General features: G+C 50.8%; 13 protein-coding genes. 12 read left to right on the forward strand and 1 reads right to left on the reverse strand.

The window, feature by feature from the left end; translation table 11 throughout:
• Positions 1-523: 523 nt before the first annotated feature.
• On the forward strand, positions 524-2,191 hold the full coding sequence (locus tag ACJJI4_RS08405; RefSeq protein WP_444927721.1) for a beta-helix domain-containing protein: 1,668 nt from the start codon (positions 524-526) through the stop codon (positions 2,189-2,191).
• 121 nt (positions 2,192-2,312) lie between these two features.
• The gene (locus ACJJI4_RS08410; protein ID WP_444927722.1) at positions 2,313-5,033 is read left to right on the forward strand and encodes a TonB-dependent receptor domain-containing protein; all 2,721 of its coding nucleotides are present in this window, start codon (positions 2,313-2,315) and stop codon (positions 5,031-5,033) included.
• Between the two features lie 101 nt (positions 5,034-5,134).
• On the opposite strand, the gene ACJJI4_RS08415 is transcribed toward ACJJI4_RS08410, so the two are convergent.
• Positions 5,135-6,772 carry an electron transfer flavoprotein-ubiquinone oxidoreductase gene (locus tag ACJJI4_RS08415; RefSeq protein ID WP_413665690.1) on the reverse strand — a complete coding sequence of 546 codons (1,638 nt, stop codon included), beginning with the start codon at positions 6,770-6,772 and terminating at the stop codon, positions 5,135-5,137.
• Positions 6,773-7,126: 354 nt separating this feature from the next.
• On the opposite strand from ACJJI4_RS08415, the gene ACJJI4_RS08420 reads away from it, so the two are divergent.
• From ACJJI4_RS08420 to ACJJI4_RS08465, 10 genes are all read left to right on the forward strand, one after another.
• Positions 7,127-7,876 carry an electron transfer flavoprotein subunit beta/FixA family protein gene (locus tag ACJJI4_RS08420; RefSeq protein ID WP_282932702.1) on the forward strand — a complete coding sequence of 250 codons (750 nt, stop codon included), beginning with the start codon at positions 7,127-7,129 and terminating at the stop codon, positions 7,874-7,876.
• Positions 7,876-8,805, forward strand: coding sequence for an electron transfer flavoprotein subunit alpha/FixB family protein (locus ACJJI4_RS08425; RefSeq protein ID WP_413665691.1), 930 nt, complete (start codon positions 7,876-7,878; stop codon positions 8,803-8,805). Before ACJJI4_RS08420 ends, ACJJI4_RS08425 begins: the two co-directional genes overlap by 1 nt.
• A gap of 220 nt (positions 8,806-9,025) precedes the next feature.
• Entirely contained in the window at positions 9,026-9,721 is a 696-nt protein-coding gene (locus tag ACJJI4_RS08430) for a type II secretion system protein N (protein WP_413665692.1), read from the forward strand.
• 57 nt (positions 9,722-9,778) lie between these two features.
• Positions 9,779-11,794, forward strand: a complete 2,016-nt coding sequence (gspD, locus tag ACJJI4_RS08435) for a type II secretion system secretin GspD (RefSeq protein ID WP_444897203.1) — start codon at positions 9,779-9,781, stop codon at positions 11,792-11,794.
• Complete coding sequence (gene gspE, locus ACJJI4_RS08440) at positions 11,791-13,287, forward strand: type II secretion system ATPase GspE (RefSeq protein WP_444905344.1); 1,497 nt, start codon at positions 11,791-11,793, stop codon at positions 13,285-13,287. The genes gspD and gspE overlap by 4 nt, the downstream gene beginning before the upstream one ends.
• A gap of 2 nt (positions 13,288-13,289) precedes the next feature.
• Positions 13,290-14,507: a type II secretion system inner membrane protein GspF gene (gene gspF, locus ACJJI4_RS08445; protein ID WP_413665695.1), complete on the forward strand. Its 1,218-nt coding sequence runs from the start codon at positions 13,290-13,292 to the stop codon at positions 14,505-14,507.
• A gap of 267 nt (positions 14,508-14,774) precedes the next feature.
• Positions 14,775-15,203 carry a type II secretion system major pseudopilin GspG gene (gene gspG, locus ACJJI4_RS08450; protein ID WP_282932708.1) on the forward strand — a complete coding sequence of 143 codons (429 nt, stop codon included), beginning with the start codon at positions 14,775-14,777 and terminating at the stop codon, positions 15,201-15,203.
• 19 nt (positions 15,204-15,222) lie between these two features.
• A complete protein-coding gene (gene gspH / locus ACJJI4_RS08455; RefSeq protein ID WP_413665863.1) occupies positions 15,223-15,789 on the forward strand; it encodes a type II secretion system minor pseudopilin GspH in 567 nt (188 codons plus the stop codon).
• The gene (gspI, locus tag ACJJI4_RS08460) at positions 15,779-16,150 is read left to right on the forward strand and encodes a type II secretion system minor pseudopilin GspI (RefSeq protein ID WP_444897205.1); all 372 of its coding nucleotides are present in this window, start codon (positions 15,779-15,781) and stop codon (positions 16,148-16,150) included. The genes gspH and gspI overlap by 11 nt, the downstream gene beginning before the upstream one ends.
• A 5-nt stretch (positions 16,151-16,155) precedes the next feature.
• On the forward strand, positions 16,156-16,884 hold the full coding sequence (locus ACJJI4_RS08465) for a type II secretion system protein GspJ (RefSeq protein ID WP_444927723.1): 729 nt from the start codon (positions 16,156-16,158) through the stop codon (positions 16,882-16,884).
• Positions 16,885-16,887: the final 3 nt, after the last annotated feature.

Consider the following 16,887-nt stretch of genomic DNA (forward strand, 5'->3'; position numbering starts at 1 on the left):
ATAGCCTTGCTCTTCACTGTTCGAGTTTAGAAAGTATTTGCTTGACTCTATAGCACCTGACCTTACTCTCTCGACGAACTTTCCTTATTTATATCTTTGGTATCAAACTGTTTAGTGGATGCCACTATCACTTCTTTATTTTGATTAGCACTATGGGGTTTATACTTGATTGCGCCGGTGCTTGCCTGAGTCCGGAAAATAGCCCGGGAACATACATGTCCGTACTATTTATTTGTGGTGTTGCTGTATTTCATTTCTATTAAAAAAATAGTGTTTGAAATCTTATGGAAATATAAGTGTATTTGTTCTGAAAGGAATCGAATATTAATTCGATAATTTACGGAAATATCTAAATAAGTAACAAATCCGCAACAGTGTATTTCTAAACTTCCCTCCGTCCAAATCGCTACGGCGAAACAAAAAATATAGTTTTTATTTGCTTGGTTGTTGTCATTTATTTTTTTTAAAAATGGCGGAGTTGAAGCAATTAAAGTTTTGGATTGAAATTCCTATAGGGGGAAACATGAAGCGAGTACAGAATAAGCTCTTACTGGCAGCTGCGATTGCTGCGCTATTAGCGGGTTGTGACGGTGGCGGTGTGAGTATCGAGCCGGAAACAGTAGATAACTCGGTGGACAACTCGGTAGATAATTCAGTGACAAATCCTGGCGGAGGTTCCACTGATGAAAATCCATGTGCCACTATAGAAAGTTCAAGTGTACAAGGTGAATTTAGCGGTGGTAACTGCTATTACGCAACTGATTTTGTTTCTGCTGCAAACCCATTAACTGAAGATTTATATCTCACTGCGCTGGATAGCAATGGAGCTCATGTCTTTAGCGGCAGTTTGTTTGTTGGAGAAAGTTACTCCAGCGATTCTGACCTGGCAGCAGCCGGTATTTCTGAGGGTGGTGACGGCGTAAAACTGGAAATTGAGGCGGGCGCCACTATCGCTTTTAAAGATAATTCAGCATTTATGGTTGTAAACCGTGGATCGCAAGTCTTTGCTCGCGGTACAGAAACATCTCCCATCACTTTTACGTCAGAAACTGATGTTCTTGGCACTGTAGGTCCGGAGGATGTTTCACAGTGGGGTGGAATGGTTATTAATGGCTTTGGTGTAACGAACAAATGCCAATATACAGGTTCTATTGGTGGTGGTGATCTGACTCTTGATGGCGAGTGTCACGTAGCTGCTGAAGGATCCACTGATGACAATACTTCCTACTACGGCGGTGACAACAATGCCGATAACTCGGGAGAGCTTTTGTACGTTGTTGTCAAACACACTGGCGCAGAAGTTGCTAGTGGTGATGAGTTGAACGGAATTGCTTTTGATGCTGTAGGTAATGGCACAACGATCCGTAACCTTCAAACATACTCAACTTACGATGACGGTATCGAGTTCTTCGGTGGCGCTGTAGATGTCGAAAATTATGTTGCACTCTACGTTCGCGATGACTCCATTGATATTGATGAAGGTTATCGTGGAAGTATTACCAATGCTTTGGTGATTCAAAGTGAGACTGACGGCAATCACTGTATAGAGGCCGATGGCATCGGTTCATATAGTGATGGAGCTGATTATTCCACCTTGATCAGCCAGGGTCTCAACAGTCGACCAGTAATTGACGGGCTGACCTGTATTGTTTCCGCTCAAGAAGAGGGTACTCACGACCCCGGTGCAGGCTGGCGCCTGCGCGAGGGTATTTATCCAATGATCACTAACTCTATAGTTGTGGCCTCCTTCTTTGCTGATGAGACTGGCGTGGCCGGCGATAACTACTGTCTGCGTATTGAGAGCTCTCAAACTCGCGGCGAAGCATCTGCTGGAACTGAGGTGGCTCTGACTTCCAACATTTTTGCCTGTGAAGATCGCACTAAAACAGATGATGCTGGCTTCAACGTAGAGATTTGGGCCGTCGATAGTGGAAATCAATTTGCCACTATCTCCGGTGAAGTTAATCCAACCTCTAATGCCGATACTGACTTTGTTTTGCTCGGCGGTTCCCCTGCAATGTTCACAGTTGATGCATCTGCTCAAGTGATCGATGGCGTTGCACCTACGGTTTCTGCCGAACTGGGTCGTGCCTATTTGGGTGCGCTTGAGCAGGATGGTACCGATTGGACCCACGGCTGGACCTACGGCCTTCACCAGGGTGACCGAGCTCAACCTCTCTGGTTTGAATAATAGGTCGAGGTAGCGGTTGGGGGGCTAATCCCAATCAAATAAGGCGCCGCCTTCGCTGATGGAGTCGGCGCCTTCTTTGATTTCAGACCGCGATTCTTTGGAACGAAAAGAGGCCGGTTCGATGGCTAAGTATGAAAAATTTCAAAGGGCGCCGCTTGTTTTAGCGATAGCTGCGGGCTCTACTTTGACAGCTAGTGTTTATGCACAGGATGCTGAACTGGTTGATAGTGCCACTCCTGGGATTGAAGAGGTTGTAGTCCAGGGGCGGCTGAAGGACTCTGCTGAAGTCCTAATCAGCGAGCGCCTGGAGGGGGAGGTAGTTACGGATATCCTCGGGGCTGAGATGATCAGCAGGGTGGGGGACTCTACCGTAGCCGCAGCGCTGCGACGAGTATCCGGATTATCCCTGGTAAGTGACAAGTTCGTTTACGTAAGGGGCTTGGGTGAGCGATATTCAAGTACAACTCTCAATGGTTCGACGGTGCCATCCCCGGATCTGACCAGAAATGTCATCCCACTAGATCTATTCCCGACCTCTATCGTGGAATCGCTAGCGGTACAGAAGAGCTACTCAGTTGATAAGTCTGCCTCGTTTGGTGGTGGCAATGTCGATATCCGCACCAAGGGGATACCTGATGATCTGACCTACTCTATCGAAGTTGGTACGGGTACCAATAGTGAAGTCAGTGGTGATGTGCTCAGCTATAGCGGTGGAGGTGATGATTCTTGGGGTACCGATGATGGTACCAGGGCGATGTCGAAGGAGATTTCTGCTGCCTTGCAACGCTTCAAGGGCAATCTTAATGTTGCGGGTATCCGCGACACCCTGATTGCTGAAGGCAATGAGTATTCCAGTAATCAGGAGGCGGAGAGGGCGGCTCAAGCGCTAAACAGAGAGTTGGCCTTGGGATTGAATCGCGATATCTCGATCAAAGAGGAGTCTAGCGATCCTGATCAGGACTACAAGGCTAATGTGGGCAACCGTTTCTATTTTGGGGAAGGCTGGGAGCTCGGTTTCTTGGCTGGAGGTTCTTACAAGAGCAAGTGGAGGGAGAGTGAACGCACTATCCGTGACTACGGCAATCCACGGGAGCAAATTGATCGCCGAACAGAGTCTACCTACTCCATAGATATCAGCGGTAATTTAAATCTCGGTATACGTTTTGCGGACGAGCATTCGGTTGAGAGTATCAGTTTGTATTTGAGGAATACGGACGATGAGACTTCAATCAGGGATTACTTTGACTCAAATCGTCTATTGTCTGATGGCGCTGGATCGAGAAATTATGACCTGAAGTATGAAGAGCGGGAGCTGGTGCTTCATCAAATAAAGGGAAGTCACTCTCTTGGTCCAGAAACAAAAGGCCTGCTGTCCGTCAGCTCCCTAAGTTGGGTGCCTGAGGATTTGGTGGTTGACTGGTTCTACTCCGATTCAACGGCGATGACAGATATCCCTAACCAAGTTGAGGTTATTGCGAGTACCGAAACCGATCCGGAAACAGGTGAAGTTCTCAGTTCAACAGTGGATATTGCTTCGCGGAGCGCTAGCTTCCGATTTACTGAGCTGGAGGATGAGGTTCGAAACTACGGTTGGTCTGCAACATTGCCTATTGAATTTTCCTCGTCCACGCTGGAGTTGAGTGGAGGATTTGCTCGGATTGAGAAAGGTCGCTCCTATAAGCAAACCGAGTTCGGATTGGATATCTTCAGTGTTGCTGATAGCGCAATTCTTGATGACCCTCTGGGTGATGTGTTCAGTGATACCAATATTACCGATGATGAGAATAATTTTGTTTTTGCCAAGTCTGGTAGTAACAAGCAAAGTTATTTGGCCGCTACTTCGACAGATGCGATCTACGGTAAATTCGATTGGACTCTTGAGGAAACCTGGCGTATTTCAGCTGGGGCCCGATGGGAGGACTATAGTCAAGCTGCTTTAGAGTGGAACCCCTATAGTTTCTCGCAAAGTGAACCACAGATTACGAATGACCCCGAGGAGTTGGCTGAAGCGGTATATACGGATGATGATATTTATCCTTCATTATCCTTGACCTATATGGGGTCATTTTGGGCGGAGACATTCCAGTTGAGATTCGGTGCATCCAAGACCGCTGTTCGGCCCGACTTACGTGAAATTACCGACGCTATTTATATAGATCCGCACACTGATGATCAGATCAGGGGGAATTCGAGTGTTCGGCCGTCGGAGATCGACAACTACGATATTCGCGCAGAGTGGTTTTTTGATAGCGGCGATAGCCTGACTATTTCGGCTTTCTATAAGGATATTGTTAATCCTATTGAGTTTTTTGAAGCTGCCTCAAGTGATGACAATGTTGCGCGAGAGATTATAAATGCTGAGTCTGGTGAGATTACCGGTATAGAAATAGAGGGTATGAAAAGCCTTGGCTTTATCTCTGACCCAATGGATAGCTTCTTCCTGCAGGGCAATATTACGCTTCAAGACTCGGAAATTGTTGCCGGTGATGAGGCTGATGCACCGACTAATGCAGTCCGCGAAATGACAGGGGCTTCTGATTATGTGGTTAATATGCTGCTCGGTTTTGACAGCCCGGACGGGAACCATTCTGCCAGCTTGGTTTACAACGTATTTGGTGAGCGCCTTTACAAAGCGGGGCGAGATCCTCATCCCGATTCATTTGAGCAGCCATTCCACTCTCTGGATTTGACTTACTTCTGGTATCCAACTGATGAGGTGACGGTGAAGGCGAAAGTGCAGAACCTTTTGGGTGAAGCCATTGAAATTGAGAGGCAGGGTGTCACCGTTTTTGAAGAGGAGGTTGGGCAGACTTTCGCATTGAGCGCGCAGTACAAATTCTAGGGAGGCCAGCTGGCTGTGCCTTGGATTAAGTGCATGAAAATATGCGTTCTCAAGCAATAAAAAATGGCGCCATCGGCGCCATTTTTTATGTGTAGACCCAATTACATATTTGGATAATTGGGGCCGCCGGCACCTTCAGGGGTTACCCAGACAATATTTTGGGTTGGGTCCTTAATGTCACAGGTCTTACAGTGTACGCAGTTTTGAGCGTTGATCTGGAAGCGCTTACCGTTGGTGTCTTCAATAACCTCATAAACACCGGCAGGGCAGTAGCGCTGCGCGGGTTCATCGTAAATCGGCAGGTTGTGACTCAGCGGAACTTCTGGGTCCTTCAGGGTCAGGTGGCAAGGCTGGTCTTCTTCATGGTTAGTATTGGAAATAAACACGGAAGATAGCTTGTCAAAACTGAGTACGCCGTCGGGCTTCGGATAGTCAATCTTTGCGCAGTCAGCAGCAGGCTTGAGCTGGGCGTGATCAGCCTTGGTGTCGCGCAGGGTCCAGGGAAGCTTGCCTTTAAAGATATTGATATCCACAAATGCATAGGCAGATCCCAGAATGTTGCCCCATTTGTGCTGGGCAGGGCCGAAGTTGCGCTGCATGTGCAGCTCTTTCCAGGCCCAGCTATCGCGATACTTGGTGGTGTAGTCGGTCAGCTCTTCGCTATTGCGCTCAGCGGCGAGGGCTTCAACTACAGACTCAGCCGCGATCATGCCGGATTTCATCGCGGTGTGATTGCCCTTGATCTTGGCAAAGTTCAGGGTGCCGGCGTTATCACCGATCAGCAGGCCGCCAGGGAAAGTCATTTTCGGCTGGGATTGAAGGCCACCTTTTACTATGGCGCGGGCACCGTAGGCGACGCGCTCGCCACCTTCCAGGTACTGCTTGATTACCGGATGGTGTTTATAGCGCTGGAACTCGTCAAATGGACTCACATGGGGGTTGCTATAGGCGAGGTCAGTAATCAAGCCGACAACAACCTGGTTGTCTTCGAGGTGGTAAAGGAAGCCGCCACCGTGGGTGGAGCTTTGTTCCAGCGGCCAGCCAGCAGTGTGAACAACCAGGCCTTGCTGGTGTTTGTCCGCAGGGACTTTCCAAATCTCTTTAATACCGATGCCGTAGTGTTGTGGGTCGGCATCTTCGTCTAGCTTAAAGCGTTCGATCAGCTGCTTGCCCAGGTGACCGCGACAACCTTCAGCGAAGAGAGTGTATTTGGCATGCAGCTCCATGCCCGGCATGTAAGAGTCTTTCTGCTCTCCGTTCATGCCGATGCCCATATCGCCAGTAGCGATACCTTTTACAGAGCCATCTTCGTTGTACAAAATTTCGGCAGCGGCGAAGCCAGGGAAGATTTCCACTCCCAGGCTTTCGGCTTGTTCTGCCAGCCAACGGCACAGGTTGCCGAGACTGATAATGTAGTTGCCCTCGTTGTGCATGGTGCTGGGCACAAACATGTTGGGGACTTTTATAGAGTTCTCTTCGCTGCGCAGGACGTAGATGTCGTCGCCTTTTACCTCAGTATTGAGGGGGGCTCCACGTTCTTTCCAGTCGGGGAAGAGTTCATTCAGGGCTGTGGGCTCAAATACAGCACCGGATAGGATGTGAGCTCCTACTTCTGAGCCTTTCTCCACGACACACACAGAGACGTCTTCATTGAGCTGACGAATACGACAGGCCGCGGCCAATCCAGCGGGGCCGGCACCCACGATCACTACATCGTATTCCATTGATTCGCGTTCCACGGCACTCTCCTCAGCAGTTGTATTCAACTTTTTTGCGGCCAATCCGGCCTTATCATTTATATTGCTGGCGGATTATATAGGCGTTTAATCAACCCTACCAATTGCATGACTATTCATTTGCTATGGCAAATGCGCTGTATTTCAACGGCTTACTGGGGGTGGATAGGCGGTTCTTATTCCCGGAAATAGATTTTGTGAATGGCAGGAGGGACTTCCATTTGACTATTGATTTTGCGCTATAGAACCGCCACCATACACGCCGTTCAAACACTTGTTTGACCAGAACACCGTATCCGTTCGCGACGTGAATTATCAGTCGCGGCTGTTAAAAAGCATATTTGAGACGGGATTTCCATGAAAGTTCTTGTAGCTGTGAAACGCGTTGTTGACTACAACGTCAAGGTTCGCCCCAAGGCGGACGGCTCTGACGTTGATACAGCCAACGTCAAAATGTCTATCAACCCCTTCTGCGAAATCGCAGTAGAAGAGGCGGTGCGCTTGAAGGAAAAAGGCGTTGTCAGCGAGATAGTCGCCGTTTCCATGGGCTCCAAGCAATGCCAAGAGCAAATCCGCACTGCACTGGCCCTGGGTGCCGACCGCGGTATCCTGGTTGAGACCGATGCTGAGCTGCAGCCTCTGGCAGTAGCCAAATGCCTGAAAGCGATTGTTGAGAAAGAAGAGCCTCAAATGGTAATTCTGGGCAAGCAGTCCATCGATGGTGATAACAACCAGACCGGCCAGATGCTGGGTGCTTTGACTGGCATGGGGCAGGGTACCTTCGCCTCTGAAGTTGCCGTAGAAGGCGACGCTGTTAAGGTAACTCGTGAAATTGACGGCGGCCTGCAGACTGTTGAACTGAAACTGCCTGCCATTGTTACTACTGACCTGCGCCTGAATGAGCCGCGTTACGCCTCCCTGCCTAACATCATGAAGGCAAAGCGTAAGCCTCTCGATACCACGACCCCGGATGAGCTGGGCGTTGATATTACTCCCCGCACCAAAACCCTGAAAGTTGAGCCGCCGGCTGAGCGTCAAGCAGGCATTAAGGTTGCTGACGTTGCTGAACTGGTAGAGAAACTGAAAAACGAGGCGAAGGTAATCTGATGAGCATTCTGGTTATTGCTGAACACGACAACGCCGAACTGAAGGGCGCTACGCTCAACACCATCGCTGCTGCCAAGGCTATTGGTGGTGATGTTGCTGTATTGGTTGCTGGATCTGGCTGCGGCCCTGTAGCGGAGGCTGCTGCTAAAGCTGAAGGCGTTTCCAAGGTACTGCTGGCAGATAATGCCGCTTACGAGCACCAGTTGGCTGAGAACGTTGCCAAGCTGGTAGCGGACTTGGGTAAAGACTACGGTCATATCCTGGCTCCAGCCACTACTACCGGCAAGAACATGCTGCCACGCGCTGCTGCGCTGCTGGATGTACAGCCGATTTCCGACATCGTTGCTGTTGAAAGTGCAGATACTTTCAAACGCCCGATTTATGCGGGTAACGTCATTGCCACTGTACAGAGCTCCGATGCCATCAAGGTAATCTCTGTACGTACCACTGCCTTTGACGCCGTGGCGGCTGAAGGTGGAAGTGCAGCGGTTGAGTCTGTAGATATCGCGGATGACGCTGGTGTTTCCTCTTTTGTCGGCGAAGAGTTGGCTGTATCCGATCGTCCTGAACTGACCGCTGCGAGCGTAGTTATTTCTGGTGGCCGCGGTATGCAGAACGGCGAAAACTTCGAAATGCTGTACAAGCTGGCTGACAAGCTGGGCGCTGCTGTAGGTGCCTCCCGTGCAGCCGTGGACGCAGGTTTCGTACCCAACGATATGCAGGTTGGTCAAACTGGTAAGATTGTTGCTCCAGACCTGTATATTGCCGTTGGTATCTCTGGCGCAATCCAGCATTTGGCAGGTATGAAAGACTCCAAAGTTATCGTAGCCATCAATAAAGACGAAGAAGCACCGATCTTCTCTGTTGCTGACTACGGTCTGGTAGCTGACCTGTTTGAAGCTGTACCAGAGCTTGAAACAAAGCTGTAATGCCCGATTGCTATACTAGCGGGCATTGAAAAAGGCGGCGTCATGCCGCCTTTTTTCGTTTTTTGGTGACAACCTGCGGAACTAGTGTGCAATTTAAGGGACGAAATGAGGGTTTGCGGCGTTTAACTTGAAAGAGCGTTGCCTTTCCCGGGCTGAGGCAAGAAAATAGGCGTCAAAAACCAATAACCTCAGAAAGTTGAACTTGTATGTGGGTATGTTCATGTCCCCTCTAGCGCGAGCCGTTGGCTCAATTGGCAATAAGTTTGCCCAGGGCGAGTCGAGCAAAGGTCTCTCCCGTGGCACTATGGCGGCGTCAGCTATTGGCCTGTTGTGGTTGTCTGGCAATTTGTTTGCCTATGGCTCCCTATTGGTCCCAAGCGATCCTCAGGAATCCCTGCTCGCGGAGCGTAAAAGCCCGAGAGGTGCTCCTCCCCCCAGCGCTGCCAGTCTTCCCAGCACGCCGTTCTTTGGACGTGCTGAACCTAAAAAGGCTACAGAAGTCCCTGAAGTCGACCTCGAAAATATTCCTCTGACCCAGCTGAATATTGTTTTATCCGGTGTTTTTGACAGCTCCAATAAAACCAAAGCCAGTGCCCTGGTGTCGGAGAAAGGTAAACCCTCCAAGCGTTTGTATGTCGGTGATCGGCTTCCGGGTGGCGCCGAACTTTATTCTGTTGAGGTTGACCATGTGGTTCTTCGTCGTAATGGCAGGATGGAAAAACTGACATACCCAGAAGTGGACGGAAGGCCAAACGTACCATTGAGAGGCGTCAGCAGTTCCAGACAGAGAACGTCAAGTTCCAGCTCCTCCAGAAGAACTGCTCAAAGAGATGAGAACCAGCAGAACATTCGGGAGAGAATGGAGCAGCTGCGTGAATTGGCCCGCGAGCGTCGTGCTCAGCGTGAGCCTAAATAAAAACTATCTACCTAGATTGTTTTGATTTTTTGAACATTTACTAGAGCCAGATAAATAATGATGAAGATGTTTTATCGACGGCTGCTTGCGGTCGGATTGAGTTTTTTTGTTTGTACTGCAACGCTGGCTCAGGGCCCGGAGCGGGTTACCCTTTCTCTCGACAATGCAGACATTCGTGATCTGATCAATTGGGCTGCTGATTTCACTGGCAAAAATATTATTGTCCACCCGAATGTTAAGGGTAAGGTTACCGTAGTTGCCGGTGACCCAATGACTCACAATGAAGCCTTTGATGTGTTTATGTCGGTGCTTCAAGTCAATGGCTTTAGTTTGGTGGAACAGGGCGGAACCTGGAAAGTGGTTCCCGATGCGCTGGCCAAGCAGCAGGCGATACCTGTCGCAGATGAGGCCACTCGAGCTCCCGCGGAATCCTTGGTTGTTCGCACTATAAGGGTTGAGAATATTTCCGCTTCACAGCTGATTGCTATGTTGCGCCCGCTGATTCCGCAAACTGGGCACTTGGCTGCTTATGCTGATACCAACACTCTGATAATTGCTGACCGCGCTGCGAATATTGACCAGATTATTCGCCTGGTGAAGCAACTTGACCGCGCCGGCGCTATTGATATTGAAGTGGTGCCGTTGATGTTTGCTTCTGCGAAGGAAGTAAAGCAAGTTCTTACCGATCTACTTCAATCGAGTGGAGGCAAAGCGGGTAAGGAAGTGCAACCGCTGCGTATTTCTGTGGATGAACGCTCCAATAGTATTCTCCTGACCGGAGACCCTGTTACCCGCCAGCAGATTAAGACGGTAATAGGTCGTCTCGATGCACCGCTGGATGGCGAAGGTAACACCGCAGTTGTTTATATCCAGTATGCCAATGCAGCAGATCTGAAGCCTATCCTCGAGGGTATGAGCGGTAGTATCCAGAACACAGAGAAAGACCAGCAAGCTGCGAATATTGAAGTCAGCATTCAAGTTAACGAATCGCTCAACGCACTGGTGTTAACTGCTCCTCCAGCTCTCCTTGAAACTATGAAAGGTGTTATTGCCAGGTTGGACGTGCGCAGAGCGCAGGTTTTGATTGAGGCAATTATTGTAGAGGTAGTTGAAGGTACAGGTAGCGAACTGGGTATTAGTTGGATTGCTGGTTCCGGCAGTAATGCTGTTGCCGGTTGGAATAACCAGTTAGGTACGGATTCCGATGGGGAACCCAACCCATTTTCACTTCCTGTGACTGATTTGGTGGGAGCTGGGGCATTGCACCTGGGCTACCTCAGTGGCGGTGATATCCGTGCTGCGATTAATGCCGTAGCGTCAGAGAGCAATACCAATATCCTTTCTACACCAACAATTATGGCTTTGGATAATGAAGAAGCTGAGATTTTGGTGGGCCAGAACGTACCTTTTATTACCGGTGAACAGTTGCTGTCTGGTAGTAACGATGATCCGTTTACCACCATCCAGCGTGAGGATGTGGGTACCACTCTTAAAGTGATTCCCCGTGTGAATAACAACAATTCGGTAACTCTCGAGATCGAGCAAAAGGTTGAAAACGTTTTGTCTTCTGCTACGGCTGCAGCGGAAGGTGCGTCCGATATCGTTACCAGCAAGCGTGAGATCCGCACAAAAGTATTGATCGATGATGGCGCGATCCTGGTACTGGGTGGTTTGATGGAGGATCAGGTGAATGAAACCGTGTCCAAAGTGCCTCTCCTCGGTGATATTCCCGGCATTGGTCGCCTGTTCAGAAACACTGAGAAGAGTGTTAGCAAAACTAATCTGATGGTGTTCCTGCGTCCCAGAATCCTCAGCAGTCAGGTTGCTGGCTATGAGGAGACGCGCAAGCGCTACATGGATATGCAGCAGAAGCAAATATTCCTGAAAGACCGCACCAGCCTGATCTGGGATTGGCACCGCGGTGATGTACTACCTGACCTGATGCCGCCAACAGGCACCTACAACGAGAGCCCTGCGCCAGTAGATGGTTCTATAGATGGTGCTGCCATTGAATCAGTCGAAGAAGACGTGGATGTTGAGGTTGAGGTGTTGGAGGTAGAAGAAGCTAAATGACGGCTGAAACAGGAACAGGGACTCCAACAATTCGCCGCCTTCCTTACGCTTTCGCAAAGCGTCACAAGGTTCTGTTAACCGAGCAGGAAGGCAAACCCCTCTGCCAATATGTGGCGCCGCTGAGTCCATCAGCGGTTGCCGAAGTACAGCGCATCAGTGGTGCGGCTGTATCTTTGGAGGCTGTAGAGGAAGATGTTTTCCAGGGTGCTTTGCAGCGTCTGTATGAAAACAGGGAGGGTGGCAACCTCTCCGAAGTCGAGGGCCTGGGTGAAGACCTGGATCTTGCAGCGGTCGCCGATTCGCTGCCTGAGACTGAGGACTTGTTGGAACAGGAAGACGATGCACCTATCGTCAAATTGATCAACGCAATTTTTGCCGAGTCGCTCAAGCAGGGCGCCTCGGATATTCATATTGAAACCTTTGAGAAGCGCCTCGTCGTGCGCTTCCGGGTCGATGGTGTACTTCGTGAAGTACTGCAACCCCGGCGAGCTCTGGCTCCATTACTGGTATCCCGTATTAAAGTAATGGCAAAACTGGATATCGCCGAGAAACGCGTGCCTCAAGATGGCCGGATCTCCCTTTTGATGGCTGGCCGAGAGGTAGATGTACGTGTCTCCACCATGCCGTCATCGGCGGGTGAGCGGGTGGTAATGCGTTTGCTGGATAAGCAAGCGGGCAAAATGGACCTGAGTAAGCTGGGGATGGCAGATCGCGACTTGCGCGTGATGACAGACCTGTTGGGACATCCCCACGGCATTATCCTGGTGACCGGACCAACGGGCTCCGGTAAAACCACCACCTTGTATGCTGGCCTCGGTAGTATCAATAACCGTGAGAAGAACATTCTGACGGTCGAGGACCCGGTGGAATACAACCTGGAAGGGGTTGGGCAGACTCAGGTAAATACCAAAGCTGATATGACTTTCGCCCGGGGGCTTCGCGCGATCCTGCGTCAGGACCCGGATGTAGTGATGGTCGGTGAGATTCGAGACCTGGAGACTATGCAGATTGCAATCCAGGCGAGTTTGACCGGACACTTGGTGCTCTCAACCCTGCACACCAACACAGCTTTGGGTTCGGTAACCCGTCTGGTGGATATGGGAATTGAGCCCTTCCTGCTGTCGTCAAGCGTGATTGGTGTTCTTGCCCAGCGTCTGGTGCGAGTTCTGTGTCCTGAATGCAAGCAACCTCATGTGGCTGACAGCAGCGAGCGGGAGGTTTTGGGCGTCGGGCCCGATGAGGAAGCCATCATCTATCGGCCTAATGGCTGTGAAGAGTGTAATCACAGTGGCTATGTCGGTCGTATCGGTATCTATGAATTGGTACCGCTCAACGAAGTGATGCGCCAATTGATCCACGATCGCGCTTCAGAGAGCAAGTTGGTTGCTGAAGCCCGCAAGCTTGGCCCCAGCATCCGTGACGATGGCGTAGAGAAAGTACTGGCGGGTAGGACCTCCCTTGAGGAAGTACTACGAGTTACGCAGGAGTCCTGATTGTGGCAGCTTTTGAGTATACAGCGCTGGCAGCATCCGGCCGCAAGAGCCGCGGTACGCTCGAGGCGGATAGCGCGCGCGCTGCGCGGCAGCAGCTGCGCGCCAAAGGTATGGTGCCTCTGGAAGTCAGTGCAGCCACCGAGAAAGAAGAGAAGGGCGGTGCCAGCTTTCTATCTGGTAGCCCTGGGCTGAGTGTTAAAAACCTGGCCCTGCTAACTCGGCAGATGTCCACTTTGCTTCGAGCGGGTATTCCCCTGGAAGAAACCCTTGGAGCCATTGCCAATCAGACACGCAACCAAAAAATCAAACGCGTGGTATTGGCTGTTCGGGGCAAAATTCTTGAAGGGCACAGTTTCGCCTTGGCCCTGAGCAGTTTTCCACGGGCATTCCCCAAACTCTATCGCGCTACGGTTGAAGCAGGGGAGCACTCTGGTCATTTGGATGCGGTGCTGGATCGCCTTGGTGACTATACGGAAGGGCAGCAGCAATTTCGGCAGAAGGTGCAGCTGGCTCTGATCTACCCAGTTGTTTTGGTATTTATCTGTGTATTGGTTGTAACCGGTTTGATGGTGTACGTGGTACCTGATGTTATCGAGGTATTTACCGGCACCGGGCAGGTTTTGCCGCTGGCTACCCGCATCCTGGTCTCCATGAGCGATTTTATTTCTGCCTGGGGCTGGCTGGTGCCGCCGGCACTTGGGGCGCTCATTTTTGGCGCTGTGATGATGCTGCGGCGCCCGGCAATTCGGTATCGTTTCCACCACCGTTTGCTGGAGCTGCCAATTATTGGCTGGATGATGCGAGGGACACAGAGTGCTCGCTATGTAGGGACCCTGGCGATTCTTACGGGCAGCAGTGTGCCGCTGGTTCAAGCCATGGGTATCGCCGGTGGGGTAATGACCAATACCTTCCTTAAAGACCGACTCGATGCGGCTCAAAAGAGCGTGCGCGAGGGCGGGAGCCTTCGTAAAGCCCTGGAAGATGTAGGCTATTTCCCACCGATGATGATCTATATGATCGCAAGTGGTGAATCTTCGGGCACTCTCGATGAAATGCTTCAGCGTGCGGCGGATTCGCAAGAGCAGGATTTGCAGGGTGCGGTAACTGCCTTTGTGAGCATCTTTGAACCTCTGATGCTGCTGATAATGGCTGCCATCGTGTTGTTCATCGTTATGGCTATTATGATGCCGATTCTGAGCATGAACGAATTGGTTGTTTAATGCTCAAATTAGATGTAGGTCAAAGAGAAATTGCGTAGCTGCTTTAGGAGGTTGGTATGAAATCCTTGCGCAACAGCGCCGGCTTTACACTGCTAGAGGCGTCGAAGATTCTTGTTGGGCTGGGAGCGGCAGTTTTGCTGGGCATGTTGCTGCTTTAGTCTGGGGAATCGTGTAATTTACTGATTTGGTGACTTTTAAATAATTGGGGTCACGAAGGGTATCGTGACCCTTGGGGTTCCCAGAGTTAGAGTGAACTAGGAGAGAAAAATGAAAACCCTACGTAAAAGTGGTGGCTTTACCCTGATTGAAATTATGGTGGTGATCGTAATTCTCGGGGTGCTTGGTGCACTGGTTGTACCTAATGTTCTTGGCAAGACCGGCGAAGCTCGAATGAAAGCGGCCAGGGTTGACCTTAAAGCTATCGAGACTGCATTAGACCTTTATCGCATGGATAACTTTGTCTACCCCAGCTCTGATCAGGGCCTGATGGCACTGGTATCCCGCCCATCCGGCTTCCCCGAAGCGAAGAACTGGACTGAGCCCTATCTGAAGAAAGCGCCAAAAGATCCCTGGGGCTATGAATATCAGTACATCAGCCCAGGCAGTGCCGGTGCCTACGACCTATTCACCCTCGGTGCCGATGGCAAAGCGGGCGGTGAGGGCGAAGCTGCTGATATCTACGTTACTGACCTGTAACACCTGAAATTTGCACTTGATGTATAGCATTGGTCGAAGCCGTGGCTTTACGCTGATCGAACTGTTGGTAGTGATTGTCATCATCGCCTCTCTGGCTGGCATGGCGACTCTATCGATGGGGAATTCCGGCGGGCGCGTGTGGCAAAAAGAAGCCCAGCGCTTGTCGGCCCTTTTGCAGTTGGTTGCGGATCGAGCCCTGATTGACAAAATGCATTACGGCGTTGTTTTTGAACAGGGCACTTATAGCGTGGTGCATTTTGAGCAAGAAACAATGACCTGGTTGCCGATAGATTCGGTTGCGTCGGGGAGGCGTGCTGCGCGTTTTGCCACCCATGAATTGCCGGAAATCGTTCGCCTTGAAGTGATAACTGAGGCGGAGCTGCCGTCGACAGAATCCACGGAATTTGCAGAAGAGACCAATGAAGATCGAGTCGTTCCGCAATTTGTTGCTCTCTCCAGTGGAGAGGTACTTCCCGTAGAAGTTGCCATGTACCTTGTTGAGAATGGCGACGACGTTCGAGGTGCGACTATTTCTTACACCAGCCTGAACGGATTGCAGCTAGAGTGGCAGGCCGATGAATTTTAAGAGAGCCCAGCGCGGTTTTACATTGGTAGAAGTCTTGATAGCCCTGGTTATTTTTGGGGTTATTGCCGCCAGTGTTCTGAAGGCAATGCAGCGCAGTGTTGGCCAGCAGCGGGTGATGGAGGATCGTCTCTCGGCAAACTGGGTTGCCCAACAAGTGCTCTCCCAAGTCCGCGTGCAAACTCCTTGGCCTCCTTTAGGGGAACAAACAGATCAGGTGGTCTTGGGGCAAAGGGAGTGGGAGGTTAGTGCCCGAGTGGAGGCCACCAGTAATGAGCGCTTGCGCCATATCATTATTGAAGTAGGCCACCTGGATGCTGAGTACCCAACTCTGACCCTGGATGCTTGGGCTGCTGAGGAGTAACTGATATGTCTTTGCGCCTTTCCAGCCAGTCGGGCTTTACCCTCATTGAAGTCCTCATAGTTTTAGTTCTTGTCGCCATTATCAGTGTCGGTTCCTTTTCGCTGTTGGGACTCTTTTTTGACACGGAAGAGATGGTGGACCAGAGGGCCGAGCAGCTACGTCGCTTTTCTATGGCGATGTACCGTATAGACAATGATTTTCGCCAGGTAACTGCCCGCGCTGTTAAGAATGCCTACAGCGGTTATGAGCATGCGTTACGTGGTGATGAAGATGAGTTGGAATTTACGCGCCTTGGTGCGGCAAATCTCACCGGGGAACCTCGGGGCGAGCTATTGCGTTTGAGTTATAGCATCGGATACGCCGAGGATCTTGAGATCGACTCCCTGACCACCGGCACTGGCCGGGGGGGCGAGGACGATATAGGTGGGTTATTACTGCGCAGTCGCTGGCAGGTCTTGGATCGGTCTCCCGATTCTGCGCCCATCGCCGAGCCTCTGCTAATGGGAGTCGAAAGTTTAAGTCTTCAATACCTGGACCCAGACACTGATGCCTGGGTTGCCCAGTGGCCACCGATCAGCTCGGACGGTTCCCAAACAGAAGCGGATATACGGCTTCCGCAAGCTATTGAATTTGTTATTGTCACCCGGCAGTACGGGGAGGTCCGTCGTGTCTTCCAGATACTGGCAGCGGAAGACAGTTCCTCTGCTGACGACGATGATGATGACGGGCGTTAGGCG

This window comes from Microbulbifer maximicatervae (SeqCode) (genome assembly GCF_052467305.1).

Excerpts from the sequence above, each read along its gene's own strand:
- ACJJI4_RS08465 (WP_444927723.1), top strand. The coding sequence starts at position 16,156 with ATGTCTTTGCGCCTTTCCAGCCAGTCGGGCTTTACCCTCATTGAAGTC.
- gspD (WP_444897203.1), top strand. The coding sequence starts at position 9,779 with ATGATGAAGATGTTTTATCGACGGCTGCTTGCGGTCGGATTGAGTTTT.
- gspG (WP_282932708.1), top strand. The coding sequence starts at position 14,775 with ATGAAAACCCTACGTAAAAGTGGTGGCTTTACCCTGATTGAAATTATG.
- gspH (WP_413665863.1), top strand. The coding sequence starts at position 15,223 with ATGTATAGCATTGGTCGAAGCCGTGGCTTTACGCTGATCGAACTGTTG.
- ACJJI4_RS08430 (WP_413665692.1), top strand. The coding sequence starts at position 9,026 with ATGTCCCCTCTAGCGCGAGCCGTTGGCTCAATTGGCAATAAGTTTGCC.
- ACJJI4_RS08420 (WP_282932702.1), top strand. The coding sequence starts at position 7,127 with ATGAAAGTTCTTGTAGCTGTGAAACGCGTTGTTGACTACAACGTCAAG.
- ACJJI4_RS08425 (WP_413665691.1), top strand. The coding sequence starts at position 7,876 with ATGAGCATTCTGGTTATTGCTGAACACGACAACGCCGAACTGAAGGGC.
- ACJJI4_RS08410 (WP_444927722.1), top strand. The coding sequence starts at position 2,313 with ATGGCTAAGTATGAAAAATTTCAAAGGGCGCCGCTTGTTTTAGCGATA.
- gspE (WP_444905344.1), top strand. The coding sequence starts at position 11,791 with ATGACGGCTGAAACAGGAACAGGGACTCCAACAATTCGCCGCCTTCCT.
- gspI (WP_444897205.1), top strand. The coding sequence starts at position 15,779 with ATGAATTTTAAGAGAGCCCAGCGCGGTTTTACATTGGTAGAAGTCTTG.
- ACJJI4_RS08405 (WP_444927721.1), top strand. The coding sequence starts at position 524 with ATGAAGCGAGTACAGAATAAGCTCTTACTGGCAGCTGCGATTGCTGCG.